Genomic DNA, 19,770 nt, shown 5'->3' with positions numbered 1-19,770 from the left:
ATTTTCAAGAAATACATTTTATAAAAAACCCAATAAAATCAAGGTTTTATTAAAATATCAAGATTTTTCTACAAAATTAAAATTTTCATCAAATTCTGGTTAAAAGTCTTTCGTAAAATATAATTTAGCATAACGACTTTGTAATAATAAGAAATTACTTAACCGTTGTTCACCACCACAGCGAATCATTAAATTAACATTGGGGAAGTCTTTGGTATATAAATGCTGAAATAATGTTTGTTCATCAATAGTTGCTAATTGCACGGGTGGTATTTGCTTAATTGCAGTTAATAATTCTTCAATTGCCCCATAATCAAAGGCAAAGGTTAAGACCATTCCATTATTATCTTTTGTTTGCAGCACCGCATTATCAATTGCGGATAATGTTTTAGGCGGCATTTTTGTCCGTCGACCAATATGATTTAAAACAATGTTTTCATTCTTAAAATTTTATTGATTTGTTTATTATTTAATAAGCGCTCGGGCATTGTCATTAAGTAAGTAACTTCCTTTGTTGTACGTTTTCAATTCTCCGTTGAAAAACAATAGATAGTCAAATACTTAACCCCCATCGCATTTGCTTTTAGCGTAACATCTTTAATTCGCTTCGCTCCTTCTTCATGGCCAGCTGTTCGTTCTAAACCTTGCTGGGTGTCCCAACGACCATTTCCATCTAAAATAATTGCTATATGTTGTGGTATTTTCATCCATTATGTCTTTCTTTCCAATTTTTTTAATTATACCAAGTGATATAAAAAAATGAAAGTTCTATACTTCCATTAGTTCTTTTTCCTTTAAAGTTGCTTTTTCATCAATCTTTTTAATAAACTGATCAGTTAATTTTTGAACTTCCCCTTCATAATATTTTTTATCATCTTCGTTTAAATCACCCTTTTTTTTAATATGTTCATTACTATCACGACGTTCATTACGAATAGCAATTTTAAATTGCTCGCTTGCCTTTCACATTTCTTTAACCAATATTTTTCGATGTTCTTCTGTTAATGAGGGAATATTTAACCGAATTAAATCTGCTTCCGAATTTGGTGTTAACCCTAAATCGGCTTTATTAATTGCTGTAACAATTAAACTAATAATTGAACGGTCATATGGTTTAATTACTAATTGGCGTGCCTCGGGGACCATAATATTAGCTAATTGTTGAATTGGGGTTAGTGTTCCATAGTAATCGATCATAATATGTGATAACATATTTGGATTAGCTCGACCAGTTCGAATTTTGACTAATTCATTTTCAAAGGAAACAATCACTTTCTTCATCTTTTCTTTGGTTTGATTAATAACTTCTTGCGACATCTATTTTTTTCCTCCTGTAACAATTGTTGAGCGAGCATTACCATGCGCTGCCTTATAAATATTATCTGATTCATTAATATCAAAAACAACAATTTTAACATTATCTTCCATTGCTAAACTAGAAGCAGTTAAATCCATCACTTTTAATTGTTTTTTTTGTAATTCATTTAAACTAATATTGTCAAAACGAACAGCATCGGCATTGTGATGGGGATCTTTATCATAAATCCCATCAACTCCATTTTTAGCCATTAACATCACATCCGCATCAATTTCAATTGTTCTAATTGTTGCTGCTGTATCAGTGGTAAATTTTGGTTGCCCAGTTCCTCCGGCCATAATAACAATTGTCCCTTTTTCTAAGGCAGCTTTTGCTTTTTTAAATAAATATGGCGAAGCAACTTCCGAAACTTGAATTTTTGAAGTTACGACAACATTTTCGCTACCTTCATTTTTTAAAACTGCTTCTAATGCTAACGCATTCATAACAGTTGCCAACATTCCCATATAATCTGCACTAATTGGGTTCATATTAATTGTATCAGCGCGATTACCACGTCAAATGTTACCGCCCCCAACAACAATTGCAATTTGTAAGCCTTCTTTTTGCAATTTAACAATTTGCTTAGCAATATCATGAATTTTCTTTGAATCATATAAATCATCAGAATTCCCTAAAGCTTCACCAGATAATTTTAATAAAACACGCTTATATTGTAACGCCATTATAAATTTTCCTCTCTTTGTTCTATTTTATTCTAATATAGGCGTTGTGTAGATACAAACGGCAAATTTATATCTTGTTAAATTAATAATAAAATATTTTTAATAAATTGCAACCATTTTTTTAATTTTGTAGAAAAATCTTGATATTTTAATAAAACCTTTATTTTATTGGGTTTTTAATAAAATGTATTTATTGCAAATTTCTATATTTTATAAGGGTTTTTGCCTTTATCAAGAGTTTTCGACAAAATTAAAGTTTTAATTGCAAATTACCTTAGATTTTATATAATATAATCACTTGATATTGAATGTTTTATAGCAAGTAAAGGGTTTAATATTTAAGAAAATTATTATATTATTATTGCTATGTTTTTTTAACGAAGCAATAAAACGAAAGGAGACATTTTAAAGATGGCAATATCAGACGTATTGAAAAATACATTTAACATTTCGCCAAAAGCACCTCGTAAATTTATTGCAATCGACTTAGGTACCACTAATTCAATTGCTTATGTTGCGGGGAGAGGCATTATTTTTAATGAAGCATCAGTAATGGCATTTGAAATCGGAACTAATAAACTAATAGCATTGGGGGATGATGCTAAAAAGTTAATTGGAAAAACCCACGATAAAATTGAAATTTATTCACCATTACGAAATGGCGCAGTTACAGATTTAACTATTGCAGAAGAATTTATTCAACAAATAGGAAAAAAAGCAAAGGTAACTGATTTATGAAAAAATGCTATTGTTTTAATTGCATGTCCCAAAAATGTTACAGATTTAGAAAAACAAGCAATAATTAAAATATGTAAAAATATTGGTGCTGACTTTGTAAAAATTGAAGAAGATTCATTAATGGCAGCCTTGGGAGCAGGCGAAAATATTTTTGCACCAAAAGGAACTTTCAATTTAGATATTGGTGGTGGCAAAACAAGTTGTGCCATTATCTCCGCTGGTGGAATTGTTAAAAGTAAATCAATTAAAACAGCCGGAAATTATATTGATGAAGAAATCCTAAAATATATTCGTGCAAAACATACCATCTCAATTGGTGTCGTAACCGCTGAACAAATTAAAAAACAAATTGGTTCGTTATACAAAACAAAAGAAAATAAAAAAATGATTATTTTTGGCCGTGATATTGTAACAGGAATGCCAAAAGAAACCGAAATTTTAGACTCAGAAATTAGAAAATTATTAATAAGTATTTTTTTATCAATTACACAATTAATAACAGAAGTTTTAGAAAAAACTCCTGCTGAATTAACTGGAGATGCTGTCGCTAACGGTATTTTAGTTACTGGCGGATGTGCCCAAATTGCTGGAATGAAAAAATTCTTATCCGAGTATTTCCAAATTCCTGTTCGAATAGCTAAAAATGCTGACACATCTGTTATTGACGGATGTATCGCCTATGAGAAAAAAATTAGAACTGAATTAATTGAAGAAAATAAAAAAAATAGATAAGAATTTTAAACCTTGCACAGTTTCAGATAACTGAGAATTTTAATTAAAAAATGCTTTCATTTCATATTGAAGTGGTGGCATTTTTAAATTTAAAATTTTTCTTTTTTCATTATAATGAATTATATAATTATCTACAATATTTTTTACTTCTAAAATATTTTTACAGTGTGATAATTCTGAGTTCTCGGTTTTAAGAATTGAAAATTGATTTTCAATCGGTGAATTATCTAAACAATTGCCTCTTCTTGACATACTTATATTTATACCGTGTTTTTTTAATAATTTTTCATAAGCTTTTGAAGTGAAATGAATACCTTGATCAGAATTAATAGTTAATTCACCTTTGATTATTTTTCTTTTAATAATTGCTTCTTTGATACAATTATTTACTCAATTTACTGTTGGAGTTGTTGTTAAAGAATAATTTACTATTAAATTACTAAATAAATCCTTGATTGCAAATAAATATACTCATTCTGTTATTGTTTTAACATACGTAATATCAATTGATCACTTTTGATTAGTTTTTTCAGCTTTAAAATTACGTTTTAATAGATATTTATGTCGAATATGTTCATTTGTCATTTTTAAGAAATGATTAATTTTTTTTCTTGTTTTAATTCTTACACTAGAAATTCTATTAGCTAATTTCATATAACGATAAACTGTTGAATTCGACACATTAATTTTTTGCTCTTCCAAAGATAATTTAATTTGTCTGTGTCCTTTAATACTATTTTCTCTATGAATTGCTTTAATTATTTCATATATTGAATAATCAATATTTGGTTGATATTCATCACAATTTTTTGAATATTTATTTCAAGTATCATATGAAATTCTTAATTCTTTTAAATATCATGATAAAGTAATTTTTGAAACTTGCAATTATGATTTAATAAAAGCAATTTGTTTTCTAATGTTTGTTTTTGTTTTTATCTTTGGAAGAGCTTCAAACTTTTTTAAAACCTCATTCTCAGCTTTTATTCTTTCATTTTCTTTTTTTAATAAATAGTTTTCACGTTCTAAGGGTTTTTTAAACTTATTTAATTCAAAATCTTTTCGCTTTTTTCGTTCTTTTAGAATTTCTTTATTTTGTTGAAATTGATTTACTCATTTTGAAATAGTTGCTAAACTAATGTGATATTCTTTTGCTATTTCACTATAAGATTTATTGTTAATTTAATATTCATTAACAATTTTTTCTTTAAATTCAAAAGAATGATCTTTAGACCCTTTTATTTTACCTTTAGCCATATAAAAATGTTTCTCATAACTTTATATATTAATAATAATCTAGAAAAATTTTTATTTATATATCTCAGTTAAAAGAAACATTGCAAAAATTTTAAACCTTATCTATTTTTTCTTTAATTTTGTCGAAAACTCTCTTTAATTTTGTAGAAAACTCTTGATATTTTAACAAAACCTTTATTTTATTGGGTTTTTGATAAAATGTATTTCTTGCAAATATCTATATTTTATAAGGTTTTTTGACTTCATCAATATGACAATTTGAAAACGAATTTGGTGGAAGATTATTATTGTTCTTTAACTTTTTTAGATGTTAAAATATAATACCGTTGCTTGTTGGTTTGGTGTTAAACCTTTGTGTTGGTATTTTCATTTTCAGAGATTTAAATAATTTTGAATGTTAGTAACAACCTAAACCATGATAATAGACTTCTTGCGATACTAACAAAAATAAAAAAATTACAAATAAAAAAATTAAATTAAACTTTAAAATAAGCATTTTTAAAAATTTTAATTGCTTTTTAAGCATAAATAATAAGATACCGCAAGAAGTCTAATAAGTAAAATGATGACGAAAAGCATCAAAACTAGCCCGACATTTTTTGCATAAATATTTTTGTTTTCCTTCGGGATTATGGCCATTTTTAACACAATGATAAGATTTGCAATTAGGGCATTTAATACCTTTATCTCTAAATTTTTGATCAATTTCATTTAAGCGTTTTTGTTTTTTGATTAATTCTGCTTCTTTTTTAACTTTTTCATAAAATTCTAAAAATTGATCATTTGTTAAACTATTTATTAATTCTGCAAGTATTTTTTCCATCAATTATTTACCTCTCTTTATATTAAAAATATACCTAATTTTAGATATATTTTATAAATATCAAGAGTTTTCGACAAAATTAAAGGTCCCATTTAATTTTATAATTCAGGTAAAAATAAAAAAACAATCTCACAAAGAATTGTTTTTTGCCGGTTCATCGCACAAGACGCCTTATTATTCGGAGCAAATTGAAAAGAATTATAAACTGCTAATGGTTCTGAAATAGGATTTTGACTAAACAAATAAAAACCTCCTTTACAATTGAAATTTATCAAAAATAAAGAAGATTTCCTTGTTATTAATAAGCACGGGCAAAATAAACTAAATTAATTGCTGGTTGCCCACAATGAAAGCACTTTGTTTTTTTAGGTGGCACATCAAAGGGAATACAACGTGATGTTGTTTGGGTCTCGGCCTTAATGGTATCTTCACATTCAATCCGTCCACAAAAAGAAACTAAAAATAAGCCATTCATTTTCGCTAAAGTTTTTTTATACTCAGAATAATTATCAATTTCTTTTGTTCGTTGCTGACGATTTTTTAACGCCTTTTGATATAGATTTGTCGCAATTTTTTGTAATAAATCAGCAACTGTCTTTTCAACTTTTGATAATGTAACGGTCATCTTTTCAAAAGTATCGCGACGAGCAATGGTAACTTGCTCTTGGGCTAAATCATGCGGCCCAATTTCAATTCGCAACGGAATCCCTTTAATTTCGGCATTCGCTGCTCGAAAACCAAAACCTTTATCAGATTGATCAATTTCACAACGATATGACTTTAATTTTTTTTGTAATTGGCAAGCGGCAGATAATTGCTCATCACTATCATTACTAATTGGTAAAATCATAATTTGTGTGGGGGCAATTTCGGGTGGTAAAACTAACCCATTATCATCACTATGTGTCATAATAATTCCCCCTATCAAGCGCGTAGAAACCCCTCACGATGTTGAATATGCGTATTCTAATTCATTTTTTTGATTAGCAAATTTTATATCAAAAGCTTTCGCAAAATTTTGATCAAAATAATGACTTGTCCCACATTGCAACGCTTGACCATCATACATTAATGATTCAATTGTATAAGTTTCTTCGGCCCCAGCAAATTTTTCCCGTTCAGTTTTTTTCCCTTTAATAACTGGTAATAATAAAGTTTTTTCAGCAAAGTTAGCATAAATATCTAAAATTTTTAGGGTAAACTGCTGCCCTTCTGTTTTTGTAGCATGAATCGTGTGCCCTTCTTGCCACAAAAATTCACTAGTTCGTAAAAAAGGACGAGTTGTTTTTTCTCATCGTAAGACATTAACTCATTGATTATATAACAATGGTAAATCACGATACCCTTGAATTTCTTTACTAAAGAAAGTCCCAAACAAAACTTCGGATGTTGGACGAATGTATAATTCTTCATCAATCACCTTATCACCAACTTTTGTTACCGTTGCAATTTCGGGGGAAAATCCAGCAATATGTTCTTTTTCTTTATTAAAAAGAGTCTTTGGAATTAGTAATGGAAAATAAACATTTTTGACACCAACTTTTTTAAACTCTACATCACAAATTTTTTGAATATTTTCTCAAATTGCATACCCATAGGGTTTAAAAATCGTTGTTCCTTTAACTGGCCCATAAGCAATTAAATCAGCATTTAAAACAATATCAGTATATCACTGGGCAAAATCAACTTCACGAGGAGTAATTTTCTCTAACTTTCTTTTCATTAATTATTTACTTCTTTCTATCTTCTGTTAAAACATTGGAAATATTCCCTTTTTCGACTTGAAAAATTTTAAGTTTTAAATGATTACTTTTAACATGTGTTTGAATTCGATTTAAATACTGATTATTTTTCATTAATATTCATCGAATTGCCGCTGGTTTAACATCTTCAAAAACTTTGACGCGGCGGGTAGCATCATCATATTATCAATCTTTTTTTGTTAAATCAAATAAACTTTTAATATCAATTGCAATTACCGCAATTTGAGTTGGATCAACTTTCTGCTCTGCAACTCAACTTCAAAAATAGTGCCGTGTTGAATTATCTAATTCAAATTCTAAATGATTTGGTTTTTCTAAATATGTTCAAACAATATACTTCTTGCGATACTAACAAAAATAAAAAAATTACAAATTAAAAAAATTAAATTAAACTTTAAAATAAGCATTTTTAAAAATTTTAATTGCTTTTTAAGCATAAATAATAAGGTATCGCAAGAAGTCTAATATATTAACTTTCTTTTGCCAATTGAATATTTTTAATTGGTTGTAAACCAAATTCTAATTGGCGTAAGACATTACTAATGTCAGTATAAAATAATAACGATTTAATTCGTTGTCGATTAAATTCCTTAATAATTTTATGCGTTTTACGGCGTTTAAAATTAAAACCAGTCTTAATCTTACTATTATCATTATCATCCTCAAATAAACTACTTTCTAAATCATCTGATGATGATTCTTGTAATAAGTTCCGCTTTTTCTCTTTTTTATTATCTTTTGTCTGGTCATCCTGCTCTTTTAATTTATTAAATAACATTATTAACTCTCCTTTTCTCATAATAATTATACAAAAAATTATTCCTGATGTTGTTATTAACTTATAAAATTGGGGCGACCAATTTTAAACATGTTAATAATAAACGATAACTTAATGGTTTATATTTAATCGGTCACTCACATCATAAAATGGCATGTTCATAATCTCATTCTCACCGCGGAAGAAAACTTTCCACTACTGCTGTATCGTATATCACAGCTGTTGTTTGATGATCAGAAAAGAAACTACGATAATCTAAATTACAAGTTCCAATAACGGCAACATCATCATCAAAAATAGCAATTTTATTATGACTAAAGGTATTATTCATTTCATAAATTTTAACACCACTAGCAATTAAATCTTTACAATAACTTTTGGTAATATCTAACACAAAAATTTTATCCGTTAAACCGGGAATTGTTAACCGAACATCAACGCCATCCCGAGCAGTCAGAATTAAGGTTTGAATAAGGTCATCTGGTGGAATAAAGTATGGTGTTGATAATCAAACCCGTTTTCGTGCTTTACTAATTAATGAAATATATAAATCCTTTGTAATTGAATGATCAATACTAGGACTATGATTAACAATTTGTAAATGTGATTTACCCGTAACATTATATTGCTTTGGTTCTAACACCGTCGGTTCTAAGTCAGTAATTTTTTCATGCCGTTTTGTGGCAAAATATCAATCATCAACAAAAATAACTTCTAACCCGCGAACTGCTTCGCCTTCAATTCGCACTTGCGTATCATGAAAAATCCCAAACTTTCATGAACGATCAGCATATAAATCTGCTAAATTAACTCCCCCGGTATAACCGATTAAACCATCAATAATAACATCCTTGCGGTGATTACGATAGTTTGCATTTCCACTAATAAAAGGTGTAATAATTGGTAAATACTTATGAACTTGGACCCCAACTTTAATTAGTTTTTTAATGCTTTTTTTACTAATTTTAAAATAACTTCCAACATGGTCATAAATCATGTAAACACGAACCCCAATGGCAATTCGTTCTTTTAAAACTGCTAAAAAAGACTCAAATAACTCCCCATCCGCAACAATAAAATAAGTTAATAAAATATATTCTTGTGCTTGCTGTAAATCGGTTAATAATGATTTGAAAACATTCGTTCCATTGGTAATAATTTTAATTTGATTATTTTGATATAATGGTTTATTAGCATGCCGCATTAGTAACTCAATAACATTCCCAAATTTTTGCGTTGGTGCAGTATATTTGCCTAAAGCGGCCTTATTTTTTTTCAAATAAGTATCATATTCTAATTTATTTAAATGGTTGTATAATAATGATTTTTTATTTGAATAATGGTATTTTCGTCCAAAAAAAACATATGAACATAACCCAATAAACGGAACAAAGTTAATAAAAATAATTCATGAAAATTTAACTTCATAACGCCGTTTTGAAAAAAAGAAAAAGAATGAGAAAACTAAATCAAGAATAACAATTCCTAAAAAAATATATAAAAACTTAACATTAAAAATAACAACGACAACGATTAATCCCATAATCGCCATTCCAAATAAAAAAATCATTGATAAAATAATTTTTAATCAATTTTTCATTATGTTTCCCCTTTATGGCACAATTATTAATATCTTTATTATACCTGAATTGTAAATATATTTGGGACACTTTATTTTTAATTTTGTAGAAAACTATTGATATTTTAATAAAATCCTGATTTTATTAAAATATCAATAGTTTTCTACAAAATTAAAGTAAGAAACTAAAAACTTTTTATTTTGTTCTTCAAATTATTTTTTCTCTGCTTCGGTTTTTAAAACTTTTCCCCAACATTTTACACGCTACCTAATGTTTTCTTTGATAAAAAATACAATTTTTCTTTTATTTAATTGTAAAAGTCATGAAGCTTTTTTAGTAATTCATACCTAAATTTGTAATAGTTTAAATATCTTTTTTCAAATGATTCTTTTGGACCTTTATTGGTGTTTAAAATTCCTTTCTTAAAATTTTCATACCATGAAGCAACAGTTTTTTTATTAATTGCATATTTTTTTGCAATAAAACTTATACTATTATTTTTAACCTCTTGTCCTATCCTTTTTCGAAAATCTGCTGTATATTTATTAAATTTTTGTCCTTTTCTTGCCATATAAAAATGCACCTCCTTTAAAAGTTTAACAAAGACTTTTTTTCTTTACTTACTTTTTTGGGTGCAGTCTAGTGACCATTAAAGAATATTGTAAAAGTCTATGAAGAAAATTTGAAACAATTTGGTTATCGTCGAATTACCAAATATTTAAAAGAAGATTATGGCATTGTTTATAATGCTAAGAAAGTATTACGAATTATGAAAGAAAATAATATTCAAGCTGAATATGTAAAGCGTATGCGTAGAAAAATATTAATAAAACAAAATAGAAATAAAAATATCATTAAATATCCTGATTTAGTAAATCGTAATTTTAATGATATTAAAGAAAGATTTTCAATTTTATTTACTGATGTAACTTATTTAATTTGAAATGGTAAAAAACATTATCAATCAACAATAATTGATGGATATACTAAAGAAATTATTGATGTAAAATGATCAAAATTTAATAATAACAAACTTGTAATTGATAATTTAAATGCTGCAATTAATAAAATTAAAAAAATAAAAAAAGAGCTAAATAAAACAATAATTCATTCAGATCACGGATATCAATATACATCTAAAGATTATAATAGTAAATGTTTAGATAACAAAATTATAATTTCAATGGGTAAAAATTATCATTGTGCAGACAACATTATTATTGAAATTTTTCATTCATTACTTAAAAAAGGAACAATCCATAATAAAAATTATAAATCTCATAATGAATATATTAATGATGTTAAAAAATGAAATAAATGATATTCAAACCAAAAAGAAAAAGATATAATAAATAAAAGTTTGTAAACCTTTTTATTAATACTTACTAAACAGGGTACAGTCTAGGTGAGTCTATTGATGATTTTTTTGCCTTTATCAAGAGTTTTCGACAAAATTAAAGGTTATTTCTTCATTTTTTCAATTAATTTTTTTATTTTTTCATTACAACTTGAATAAACATCAGATAAACTACGTTTTTCAATCATCGCTTTAATCATTTGTGAAATTAAATCAGCAATAGAAATAATTTCTAAACCATCAAATAAACGATCCTCATTAATATCAATTGTATTTGTAACAATAACTTTTTTAACTGTATCATCTTTAATAACTTCAGTTAAACGTTCTTTTGCTGGTGGTGAAAATACCCCATGACAAGCTAGTAAATACACTGCTTTTGCGCCATTTTGTTTCAATGCTTTCGCTGCATTGCAAATTGTTCCAGCCGTATCAATCATATCATCAACAATAAAACAAACACGATCTTTAACATCCCCTAAAATAAATTGAACCTCACTAACATTTGGCTTTGGTCGGCGCTTATCAATTACCGCAATATTCCCAGCTAAATTCCCTAACCGATCAACGACATTCCGTGCCCGAACTAATCCGCCATGATCTGGCGAAACAATTGTTACCTCTTCTTTAATATGGTTTTCTTCAATTTTCCGCATAATTCTTTTTACTAGTTCTTGAGTTGAACGCAAATCATCAACTGGTACATCAAAAAAACCCATCGATTGTGGTGAATGTAAATCAACAATCATTACCCTTGTTGCCCCGGCTGTTGTTAACATATTTGCTACTAATTTACACGTAATTGGTTGACGACCACGGGCCTTGCGATCTTGACGAGCATACCCAAAGTAAGGGATTATCACATTAATATTTTGAGCGCTGCCACGTTTTAACGCATCAATGGCAATTAATAATTCCATTAAATTTTCATTAACTGGTCAAGATGTTGATTGAATAATATAAACATCCTTCCCTCGTACCGAATTCATTGTGCGTACCAGAATTTCACCATCAGCAAAACGAATTGTTTCCATTTCTTGCCTTTTAACATCTAAAATTTTACAAATTTCATCAGCTAATTTTATTCCCGCGGATAGGCCATATATACTAAAAATTTTTTCTTCCATTAGTCCTCCTTTAAACATTTAAGCTCCAATAAAAAATTCTAAATTGAATTTATACCTATTATTATATACATTTCCATAATGAATTAAACAAAATTTCTCTTTAATTTTGTCGAAAACTCTTGATAAAGTCAAAAAAATCATCAATATGACAATTTGAAAACGAATTTGATGGAAGATTATTATTGTTCTTTAACTTTTTTAGATGTTAAAATATAATACCGTTGCTTGTTGGTTGGGTGTTAAATCTTTGTGTTGGTATTTTCATTTTCAGAGATTTAAATAATTTTGAATGTTAGTAAAATAGACTGCACCCTGTTTAGTAAGTATTAATAAAAAGGTTTACAAACTTTCATTTATTATATCTTTTTCTTTTTGGTTTGAATATCATTTATTTCATTTTTTAACATCATTAATATATTCATTATGAGATTTATAATTTTTATTATGGATTGTTCCTTTTTTAAGTAATGAATGAAAACTTTCAATAATAATGTTGTCTGCACAATGATAATTTTTACCCATTGAAATTATAATTTTGTTATCTAAACATTTACTATTATAATCTCTAGATGTATATTGATATCCGTGATCTGAATGAATTATTGTTTTATTTAGCTCTTTTTTTATTTTTTTAATTTTATTAATTGCAGCATTTAAATTATCAATTACAAGTTTGTTATTATTAAATTTTGATCATTTTACATCAATAATTTCTTTAGTATATCCATCAATTATTGTTGATTGATAATGTTTTTTACCATTTCAAATTAAATAAGTTACATCAGTAAATAAAATTGAAAATCTTTCTTTAATATCATTAAAATTACGATTTACTAAATCAGGATATTTAATGATATTTTTATTTCTATTTTGTTTTATTAATATTTTTCTACGCATACGCTTTACATATTCAGCTTGAATATTATTTTCTTTCATAATTCGTAATACTTTCTTAGCATTATAAACAATGCCATAATCTTCTTTTAAATATTTGGTAATTCGACGATAACCAAATTGTTTCAAATTTTCTTCATAGACTTTTACAATATTTTTTAATGATTCGCTATCCTTACCATTACTTGAATAATTTTTATATTTATCTCAATAACTACGCTTTAAATTTGTTACATCAAGTAATAAATTTAGTGGATATTTATTAAGGTTTTCTTTGATAAAAAATACAATTTTTCTTTTATTTAATTGTAAAAGTCATGAAGCTTTTTTAGTAATTCATACCTAACTTTGTAATAGTTTAAATCTCTTTTTTCAAATGATTCTTTTGGACCTTTATTGGTGTTTAAAATTCCTTTCTTAAAATTTTCATACCATGAAGCAACAGTTTTTTTATTAATTGCATATTTTTTTGCAATAAAACTTATACTATTATTTTTAACCTCTTGTCCTATCCTTTTTCGAAAATCTGCTGTATATTTATTAAATTTTTGTCCTTTTCTTGCCATATAAAAATGCACCTCCTTTAAAAGTTTAGCAAAGACTTTTTTTCTTTACTTACTTTTTTGGGTGCAGTCTAAAACCTAAACCATGATATTAGACTTCTTGCGATACTGGCTTTTCTTATTAATTATATTTTATAGAAATATTCTTAATAAGAAAAGCCAGTATCGCAAGAAGTCTAATAGTTATCGGTATACTGATGATTTAGGTTTTTTGTTTTCTTTTATGAAAGATAAAGAAGATATCTTTAATTTTAATGATGAAACTTATAACTATTATGGTAGCAATACTCCCAATACTGGTAAAGAGGTTTTTGAACAAATGAAAGGTCAAATTGAGATTAATAAATTTTTAAAAGCCTTTTTTGCTTATGCTTTGGTATCTGTTTTTCAAAATCGGAGTAATTTTATTGAAAGTGGTTATATTGATAATTTACAATATGATACTGTTTTAATTAACTTTTTTGGTTTAAAATTAGACAATTTTAAAGATGTTATTTTAGATGAAAATGAAAAGTCAATAAAATATTTTGATGATTATAATAACTATACTTATAAAGATTGTGTTGCCAAAGTTGGGGGAAATAAAAAATAAAGTTTTCAGTATAATTAAGTTTGAAAAAAATTAGAAAGAAAACTATCCTATGAATATTATAACTAGAATCCAAGAGTTTTTAAACGAAAATAATAACTCTTTTATTGATTTAATTAATGAAATTAGCCCCAATATACCTATTACAGCACTATTATCCTATTTAAACAATGAAATTAGTTCTGAAGCTTGAATACTATTTAAAAATATTTTTGAATATATTGATAACTATATTTTTAATAAGGACTGACGCAAAGCACGTTATATTCCAAAAGGATTTTATCAACGAACTTTGGTTTTTCGTAATGGTGAAGTTACTTTTAAACGACGAAAATATATCTTAAAACCAGAATTTCAAGTGGCAAAAAAACCAAAAACGGTCTTTTTACTTGATATTCAATTAGGGATTGAAAGTTATCAGCGACTTGATTATGATTTTTCGTTAGAAATAATCAGCAAATTAGGCATAAATTTTAGTTATCAAGATATTTGTAATATGTATCGGAATGCTAACATAACAAAAAAACAATTTTTAACCTTATTAAACGGTTTGATATTAAACATTTGTTAGAACTAATGCTAGATGAACCAGATACAAAACTAAAACATGATGGGGTTATTTATATTGAAACCGATGAAGCATATCGCAATGCCATTAGTTATCAAATCAAAAAACGATTAAAAATTAAGAAAAGAATCCGTTTAACCGTCTTTCATACTGGTTATAAAGATCCTAAAACAATACGAAAAACAATGCATAATGTCAAATTTCTAGTAACAATGACTAATGAAGTTAAAAAAATTAACTCTAAAAAATACTGACAAGGAATTAAAGAATTTATTAACTTAAATTATGAATCACCCGAGACAGCTAAAATTATTGTGCTTGGTGATGGTGCACAATATATTTCAACGGTTGAAAAACACATCAATGTTGAATTTATTATTGATCGTTTCCATGTTATTAAAAAAATTAAAGATTGTCTCCGTGGTCCACGATATTATAAACGTTATTTATTTAATAAAATTAGAAAAGCAATTCTAAAATTAAACTGAAACAAGGTTACAAAATAACTTGAATGAGCTTATCAGCTTGTTAAAACCGAAGAAGCGAAAGGAAAGTTACAAGAAATATCTAATTATTTAAGAACATACTATGGAGCAATTCAAAAATGAGAATATCAAGAAAATATTGGTTGTCGCATTGAAAGTTATATTGTTCGAATTATTAAAATAATGTTTCGTTCAAAACCAAAAATATTTAATGAAAAAACGAATTACAAAGTAATGTTATTAAAACAATTGACAGCTAATGGGATTAATCCCTTTCAAGAACTAACAGAAATTAAAAATCTTCAAGTAAAAAATGAACAAATTATTTGAAGATGAATATTTAAAAAGATGAATAATCCAGAAGTTAAACAATATAACTTACCAATATTCACCGCTTCTACATTATCAAATACTAAAAATCTTTTAAAGAAAATAGTTTATAATTATTATTAGAACTTAATGCTGAAAACTTTTCCCCAACATTTTACACGATACCTAATGTTTTCTTTGATAAAAAATACAATTTTTCTTTTATTTAATTGTAAAAGTCATGAAGCTTTTTTAGTAATTCATACCTAACTTTGTAATAGTTTAAATCTCTTTTTTTAAATGATTCTTTTGGACCTTTATTGGTGTTTAAAATTCCTTTCTTAAAATTTTCATACCATGAAGCAACAGTTTTTTTATTAATTGCATATTTTTTTGCAATAAAACTTATACTATTATTTTTAACCTCTTGTCCTATCCTTTTTCGAAAATCTGCTGTATATTTATTAAATTTTTGTCCTTTTCTTGCCATATAAAAATGCACCGCCTTTAAAAGTTTAGCAAAGACTTTTTTTTCTTTACTTACTTTTTTGGGTGCAGTCTACATTTTATAAACTCCTCTTTTTTTATCCTTGTCCGATTAACAAGTCAGCATAAACTCTTTTTTACGGAAAAAGATTAAACCTATACCTTGATTATATACTAATAGTTTACTAATACAATACTTTATGTAAATAATATAAAAAATACTAAATTTAATATCTTTGATTGATAATTTACCCCTTAAAACGTGTAATAAAAGTTATTTTAAAAGATAAAAGTTTTAAAATAATTACCAATTTTGCTTGTATATATATATATATATATATATAATGAGTATAGGTCTTGATAAAGAGTTTCAAGATTAAAAAAGGAGAAAAACAAGTATGAAAAAATTACTTAGTTTATTAAGTGTATTAACTATTGGTGGAACTGCTGTACCAACAACAATAGCCGCGAATCCTTATCAAAAAGGGAACAGTAAATTAAATATTATAAAAAGAGGTGTTAATTCACAAAAATTAAATAATTTAATAGATATCAAAAATAACCTATCTGAAAAAGTAAAAGATATGGGTGAAAAAGTTATTGAAGAATGTCAATTAATGATATTACTTGAGCGTGATTTAACGCTAAAATTACAAGAATTAGGAAATTATCTTAAAGAAGATTTATCAAAAAATATTAAAAATATTACTATAAATAAAAATAATCTAAAACAAAGTATTCAAAATTTAGGACAAAATGTAAAAACTTTTGGAATAAAAATGAAAGCAGTTGGAGAATTAGTAAAACAAATAACTAATGGTTTAATTAAAAGTTTAATAAATGTAGAAGATTTAGGTAATGGTTCTATTTCTCAAGGAGAAATTTTAGAAAAATTAGGTGAAATTATTTATTTATATCAAAATGAAAATTTAACTACTGATAGTGTTAATATATCTAAAATAAAAGAAAATATTAATATTATTGGTCAAAACATTAATACTATAGGTATAAAATTAACAATAGATGAGAAACTTAAATATTATCCAGACATATTACCGGGATTAAAAGATTATAGAATGATTGTAAAACCATGATTAACAAATGAATTAAACGGATATGTTTTAGGTAATAACTTAAAAGAAATAGGAGCTAAAGTAGAAAATATTCAAATAAACAATAATCAAATATCTAATCAAAATATTGAAGATTTAGGACAAAATATTGAAGATTTAGGTGAAGAAATAAAAAATGTTTCTTTAATAATAGAACAAGGTTATAAATCTACAAAAGCTTTTGGTTTTTCATTGATTGAATTAGGAAAATTTATAAAATCATCAGTATAATTAAATTGATATAAATATTTTAAAAAATATTTATAGATGAAAATAATCTATATTATTTTCATTTTTAATTAAATTAACAAATAAAATTATATAAAAAAGAAAGGATAAATATGAAAAAAATACTAAATATTTTATGATCAATCACTTTAATAGGAACAAGTACAACAAGTTTAGTTGCTTGTAATACACCACAATATATTGAGGATGAATTAAAAACAGAAAAAGAAAAACATAAAATAGATACAAAAAACCAAACTATTAGAGACAATTTAGAATGAATATCACCACAAGAAAAATCATTTAATAATGTTGATAATAAATATTATTATGTAGTATGAAGAGAAAATAAAAATGTTAAATTGGTAATTACTAAATTTAAGAATGATAAAAAAGTAGATGATTTAATTAAAATTACTAATATAAATAATTGAAGTTTATGTTTAAATAAGGATGTTCCTTATGACATAAAAGACAATAAAAATATAATCTTATTTATTGTTGAGGATGAAAAACAAGGAAAAATAAAACAAAATAATCATATTTGACAAAAAATAAATGATGATTATTTTAAATCAGTTTATCGTTGAAATTCATTAGATAAACCAGAACCTGATTTAGTTTTAGATGATAAAGACAATATAAAAGTTAAAGATTAATAAAAAATAGGGTTTTATCCCTATTTTTTATCTTGGTTTAATAGTTATTTTAATGGGGTTATTACTTTTATTTCTAATTCCCAAGACATTTGGGTTAGAAACATCTAACATAATTTCTTTATCATTACCAAAACGTTTAATTCTTTGTTGATGAAAATTAATATAATCACCAGATAAAAAATGAATTATTTTTTTTGAAAGCTGAATTATACTTGTAAGTGCAAGTATAATTCAGCAAATAAATTAATACCATCATTTAATAATGACCAAGTTGAAGTACGTTGTGCTGGTGCGGTAATTTTAGTTTTTAATGGTTGTGCTGTATTAGCACCTCATATATCTTTTGTATAAGGTTTATAGTTATATGGCACTGGTGGTAATACATATTCAGGGTAATTAAAATTTGGTATTTCATAATCATGTGGTAATAAGAAACTAGTTTTATAATTAGTTGTCATATCGCGTAAATAATTATTTAATGTACTTTTTGTTTTACCTCTAAAACTTCATACTGATAATCTTAAATAATCTTCTTCATTATTTGTATATGGGTTATCAGCATAAAATATAATTTCAAAATTACCTTTATATAAAGCTTGTATTGAAAACATATCAATAATATAACTACAATTTGTTCCATCAGGTGTTTGTAAGAATTCACAATCATTATCTTCTTCACCGTCACTAACTGGTGTTTGAGCATCAAATGCTGTTGTAAGTTCATTAATTAAATAAACTTGGTTATTTTTTTGATTTAATTGTTTTAGATTATATGTTGAATAAACTATATTATTTGTTGGTTTACCATCCTTAGTTAAAACAGTACCTACTAATTTATCAGTTAATAAAGTAGTAAACCCGAAACTAGTGGCATTTGCTCAAAAAATAGCACCAACTTTATCATTGCCTTGTTCTCTAAATATTTCAAATGGTAAATAACCATCACCTTTTGCATTACCACTTCAAAAAGCATGGTTATAAAAACTATAAACATTAGCACTCATAAAGCCATTAAGTCATTGAAAATTAGGTCAAGTTTTTTCATCTTGATTAATAACTCAGCCTCATGGAATACCAAATGAAATAAAGTTTAGGAATTTACCACACTAGACTGCACCCCGTTTAGTAAGTATTAATAAAAAGGTTTACAAACTTTTATTTATTATATCTTTTTCTTTTTGGTTTGAATATCATTTATTTCATTTTTTAACATCATTAATATATTCATTATGAGATTTATAATTTTTATTATGGATTGTTCCTTTTTTAAGTAATTAATGAAAACTTTCAATAATAATGTTGTCTGCACATTGATAATTTTTACCCATTGAAATTATAATTTTGTTATCTAAACATTTACTATTATAATCTTTAGATGTATATTGATATCCGTGATCTGAATGAATTATTGTTTTATTTAGATCTTTTTTTATTTTTTTAATTTTATTAATTGCAGCATTTAAATTATCAATTACAAGTTTGTTATTATTAAATTTTTGTCCTTTTCTTGCCATATAAAAATGCACCTCCTTTAAAAGTTTAGCAAAGACTTTTTTTCTTTACTTACTTTTTGAGGTGCAGTCTATTTGACTTTATTAAGAGTTTTCGACAAAATTAAAGGTAATTTTTAATGTAATATCTTTTGCAAGTGCTATAATTCAATTGATATATAGTAATAA

At 25.9% G+C, this 19,770-nt stretch carries 23 protein-coding genes and 1 pseudogene; 8 read left to right on the top strand and 16 right to left on the bottom strand.

What is annotated here, in order from left to right:
• Nucleotides 1-99 precede the first annotated feature (99 nt).
• From ACQH23_RS04640 to pyrH, 4 genes are all read right to left on the bottom strand, one after another.
• Nucleotides 100-399 (bottom strand): undecaprenyl diphosphate synthase family protein, encoded by a 300-nt coding sequence (locus ACQH23_RS04640; protein WP_425379099.1) that lies wholly within the window; start codon nucleotides 397-399, stop codon nucleotides 100-102.
• Nucleotides 400-422: 23 nt separating this feature from the next.
• The gene (locus ACQH23_RS04635) at nucleotides 423-707 is read right to left on the bottom strand and encodes an undecaprenyl diphosphate synthase family protein (RefSeq protein WP_425379098.1); all 285 of its coding nucleotides are present in this window, start codon (nucleotides 705-707) and stop codon (nucleotides 423-425) included.
• 61 nt (nucleotides 708-768) lie between these two features.
• The gene (frr, locus tag ACQH23_RS04630) at nucleotides 769-1,317 is read right to left on the bottom strand and encodes a ribosome recycling factor (protein ID WP_425379097.1); all 549 of its coding nucleotides are present in this window, start codon (nucleotides 1,315-1,317) and stop codon (nucleotides 769-771) included.
• A complete protein-coding gene (gene pyrH / locus ACQH23_RS04625) occupies nucleotides 1,318-2,043 on the bottom strand; it encodes a UMP kinase (RefSeq protein WP_425379096.1) in 726 nt (241 codons plus the stop codon). It lies immediately after the preceding gene.
• Nucleotides 2,044-2,454: 411 nt separating this feature from the next.
• On the opposite strand from pyrH, the gene ACQH23_RS04620 reads away from it, so the two are divergent.
• Complete coding sequence (locus ACQH23_RS04620; RefSeq protein ID WP_425379095.1) at nucleotides 2,455-3,513, top strand: rod shape-determining protein; 1,059 nt, start codon at nucleotides 2,455-2,457, stop codon at nucleotides 3,511-3,513.
• Nucleotides 3,514-3,552: 39 nt separating this feature from the next.
• Here the strand turns inward: ACQH23_RS04620 and ACQH23_RS04615 are convergent, their stop codons facing one another.
• The 6 genes from ACQH23_RS04615 to ACQH23_RS04590 all read right to left on the bottom strand — a co-directional run bounded on the left by ACQH23_RS04615 (nucleotide 3,553) and on the right by ACQH23_RS04590 (nucleotide 10,285).
• Nucleotides 3,553-4,401: an IS3 family transposase gene (locus ACQH23_RS04615; protein WP_425379094.1), complete on the bottom strand. Its 849-nt coding sequence runs from the start codon at nucleotides 4,399-4,401 to the stop codon at nucleotides 3,553-3,555.
• A gap of 919 nt (nucleotides 4,402-5,320) precedes the next feature.
• Nucleotides 5,321-5,593: an IS1/IS1595 family N-terminal zinc-binding domain-containing protein gene (locus ACQH23_RS04610; RefSeq protein WP_425379093.1), complete on the bottom strand. Its 273-nt coding sequence runs from the start codon at nucleotides 5,591-5,593 to the stop codon at nucleotides 5,321-5,323.
• A gap of 298 nt (nucleotides 5,594-5,891) precedes the next feature.
• Nucleotides 5,892-7,316, bottom strand: a complete 1,425-nt coding sequence (proS, locus tag ACQH23_RS04605; protein WP_425379092.1) for a proline--tRNA ligase — start codon at nucleotides 7,314-7,316, stop codon at nucleotides 5,892-5,894.
• 509 nt (nucleotides 7,317-7,825) lie between these two features.
• Nucleotides 7,826-8,134 carry a hypothetical protein gene (locus ACQH23_RS04600; RefSeq protein WP_425379091.1) on the bottom strand — a complete coding sequence of 103 codons (309 nt, stop codon included), beginning with the start codon at nucleotides 8,132-8,134 and terminating at the stop codon, nucleotides 7,826-7,828.
• Nucleotides 8,135-8,195: 61 nt separating this feature from the next.
• Entirely contained in the window at nucleotides 8,196-9,734 is a 1,539-nt protein-coding gene (cls, locus tag ACQH23_RS04595; RefSeq protein ID WP_425379090.1) for a cardiolipin synthase, read from the bottom strand.
• Nucleotides 9,735-10,021: 287 nt separating this feature from the next.
• Complete coding sequence (locus tag ACQH23_RS04590) at nucleotides 10,022-10,285, bottom strand: hypothetical protein (RefSeq protein ID WP_425379089.1); 264 nt, start codon at nucleotides 10,283-10,285, stop codon at nucleotides 10,022-10,024.
• Between the two features lie 111 nt (nucleotides 10,286-10,396).
• Between ACQH23_RS04590 and ACQH23_RS04585 the strand changes: the two genes are divergently transcribed.
• The gene (locus ACQH23_RS04585; RefSeq protein ID WP_425379088.1) at nucleotides 10,397-11,080 is read left to right on the top strand and encodes a DDE-type integrase/transposase/recombinase; all 684 of its coding nucleotides are present in this window, start codon (nucleotides 10,397-10,399) and stop codon (nucleotides 11,078-11,080) included.
• Between the two features lie 95 nt (nucleotides 11,081-11,175).
• Here ACQH23_RS04585 and ACQH23_RS04580 read toward each other — a convergent pair whose 3' ends face one another.
• The 3 genes from ACQH23_RS04580 to ACQH23_RS04570 form a co-directional block, all read right to left on the bottom strand.
• A complete protein-coding gene (locus tag ACQH23_RS04580; RefSeq protein WP_425379087.1) occupies nucleotides 11,176-12,198 on the bottom strand; it encodes a ribose-phosphate diphosphokinase in 1,023 nt (340 codons plus the stop codon).
• 339 nt (nucleotides 12,199-12,537) lie between these two features.
• Entirely contained in the window at nucleotides 12,538-13,221 is a 684-nt protein-coding gene (locus ACQH23_RS04575; protein ID WP_425378764.1) for an IS3 family transposase, read from the bottom strand.
• Between the two features lie 173 nt (nucleotides 13,222-13,394).
• The gene (locus ACQH23_RS04570) at nucleotides 13,395-13,658 is read right to left on the bottom strand and encodes a hypothetical protein (protein WP_425377654.1); all 264 of its coding nucleotides are present in this window, start codon (nucleotides 13,656-13,658) and stop codon (nucleotides 13,395-13,397) included.
• Nucleotides 13,659-13,833: 175 nt separating this feature from the next.
• Between ACQH23_RS04570 and ACQH23_RS04565 the strand changes: the two are divergent.
• The 4 genes and pseudogenes from ACQH23_RS04565 to ACQH23_RS04550 form a co-directional block, all read left to right on the top strand.
• Nucleotides 13,834-14,199, top strand: a pseudogene (locus ACQH23_RS04565) (spiroplasma phage ORF1-like family protein); the annotation flags it as partial.
• A 97-nt stretch (nucleotides 14,200-14,296) separates the two neighbouring features.
• Nucleotides 14,297-14,815 (top strand): UPF0236 family transposase-like protein, encoded by a 519-nt coding sequence (locus ACQH23_RS04560; RefSeq protein WP_425378528.1) that lies wholly within the window; start codon nucleotides 14,297-14,299, stop codon nucleotides 14,813-14,815.
• Nucleotides 14,816-14,820: 5 nt separating this feature from the next.
• Nucleotides 14,821-15,318, top strand: a complete 498-nt coding sequence (locus ACQH23_RS04555; RefSeq protein WP_425379086.1) for a UPF0236 family transposase-like protein — start codon at nucleotides 14,821-14,823, stop codon at nucleotides 15,316-15,318.
• Between the two features lie 162 nt (nucleotides 15,319-15,480).
• Nucleotides 15,481-15,750: a hypothetical protein gene (locus ACQH23_RS04550; protein ID WP_425379085.1), complete on the top strand. Its 270-nt coding sequence runs from the start codon at nucleotides 15,481-15,483 to the stop codon at nucleotides 15,748-15,750.
• Between the two features lie 82 nt (nucleotides 15,751-15,832).
• Here ACQH23_RS04550 and ACQH23_RS04545 read toward each other — a convergent pair whose 3' ends face one another.
• A complete protein-coding gene (locus ACQH23_RS04545; RefSeq protein ID WP_425377850.1) occupies nucleotides 15,833-16,096 on the bottom strand; it encodes a hypothetical protein in 264 nt (87 codons plus the stop codon).
• A 394-nt stretch (nucleotides 16,097-16,490) separates the two neighbouring features.
• Between ACQH23_RS04545 and ACQH23_RS04540 the strand changes: the two genes are divergently transcribed.
• Entirely contained in the window at nucleotides 16,491-17,435 is a 945-nt protein-coding gene (locus tag ACQH23_RS04540) for a hypothetical protein (RefSeq protein ID WP_425379084.1), read from the top strand.
• 110 nt (nucleotides 17,436-17,545) lie between these two features.
• Nucleotides 17,546-18,091 (top strand): lipoprotein, encoded by a 546-nt coding sequence (locus ACQH23_RS04535; RefSeq protein WP_425379083.1) that lies wholly within the window; start codon nucleotides 17,546-17,548, stop codon nucleotides 18,089-18,091.
• A gap of 206 nt (nucleotides 18,092-18,297) precedes the next feature.
• On the opposite strand, the gene ACQH23_RS04530 is transcribed toward ACQH23_RS04535, so the two are convergent.
• Together ACQH23_RS04530 and ACQH23_RS04525 are read right to left on the bottom strand one after the other, a co-directional pair.
• Nucleotides 18,298-19,095, bottom strand: coding sequence for a hypothetical protein (locus tag ACQH23_RS04530; RefSeq protein ID WP_425379082.1), 798 nt, complete (start codon nucleotides 19,093-19,095; stop codon nucleotides 18,298-18,300).
• A 270-nt stretch (nucleotides 19,096-19,365) separates the two neighbouring features.
• Nucleotides 19,366-19,605 (bottom strand): hypothetical protein, encoded by a 240-nt coding sequence (locus ACQH23_RS04525; RefSeq protein ID WP_425379081.1) that lies wholly within the window; start codon nucleotides 19,603-19,605, stop codon nucleotides 19,366-19,368.
• Between the last annotated feature and the right edge of the window lie 165 nt (nucleotides 19,606-19,770).

This window comes from Spiroplasma endosymbiont of Polydrusus pterygomalis, from assembly GCF_964030635.1.
In the GTDB taxonomy this organism is placed as follows: domain Bacteria; phylum Bacillota_I; class Bacilli_A; order Mycoplasmatales; family Mycoplasmataceae; genus Spiroplasma.
Note: the sequence above shows the minus strand (reverse complement) of the source record. Positions and strands in the feature narration are given on the sequence as shown.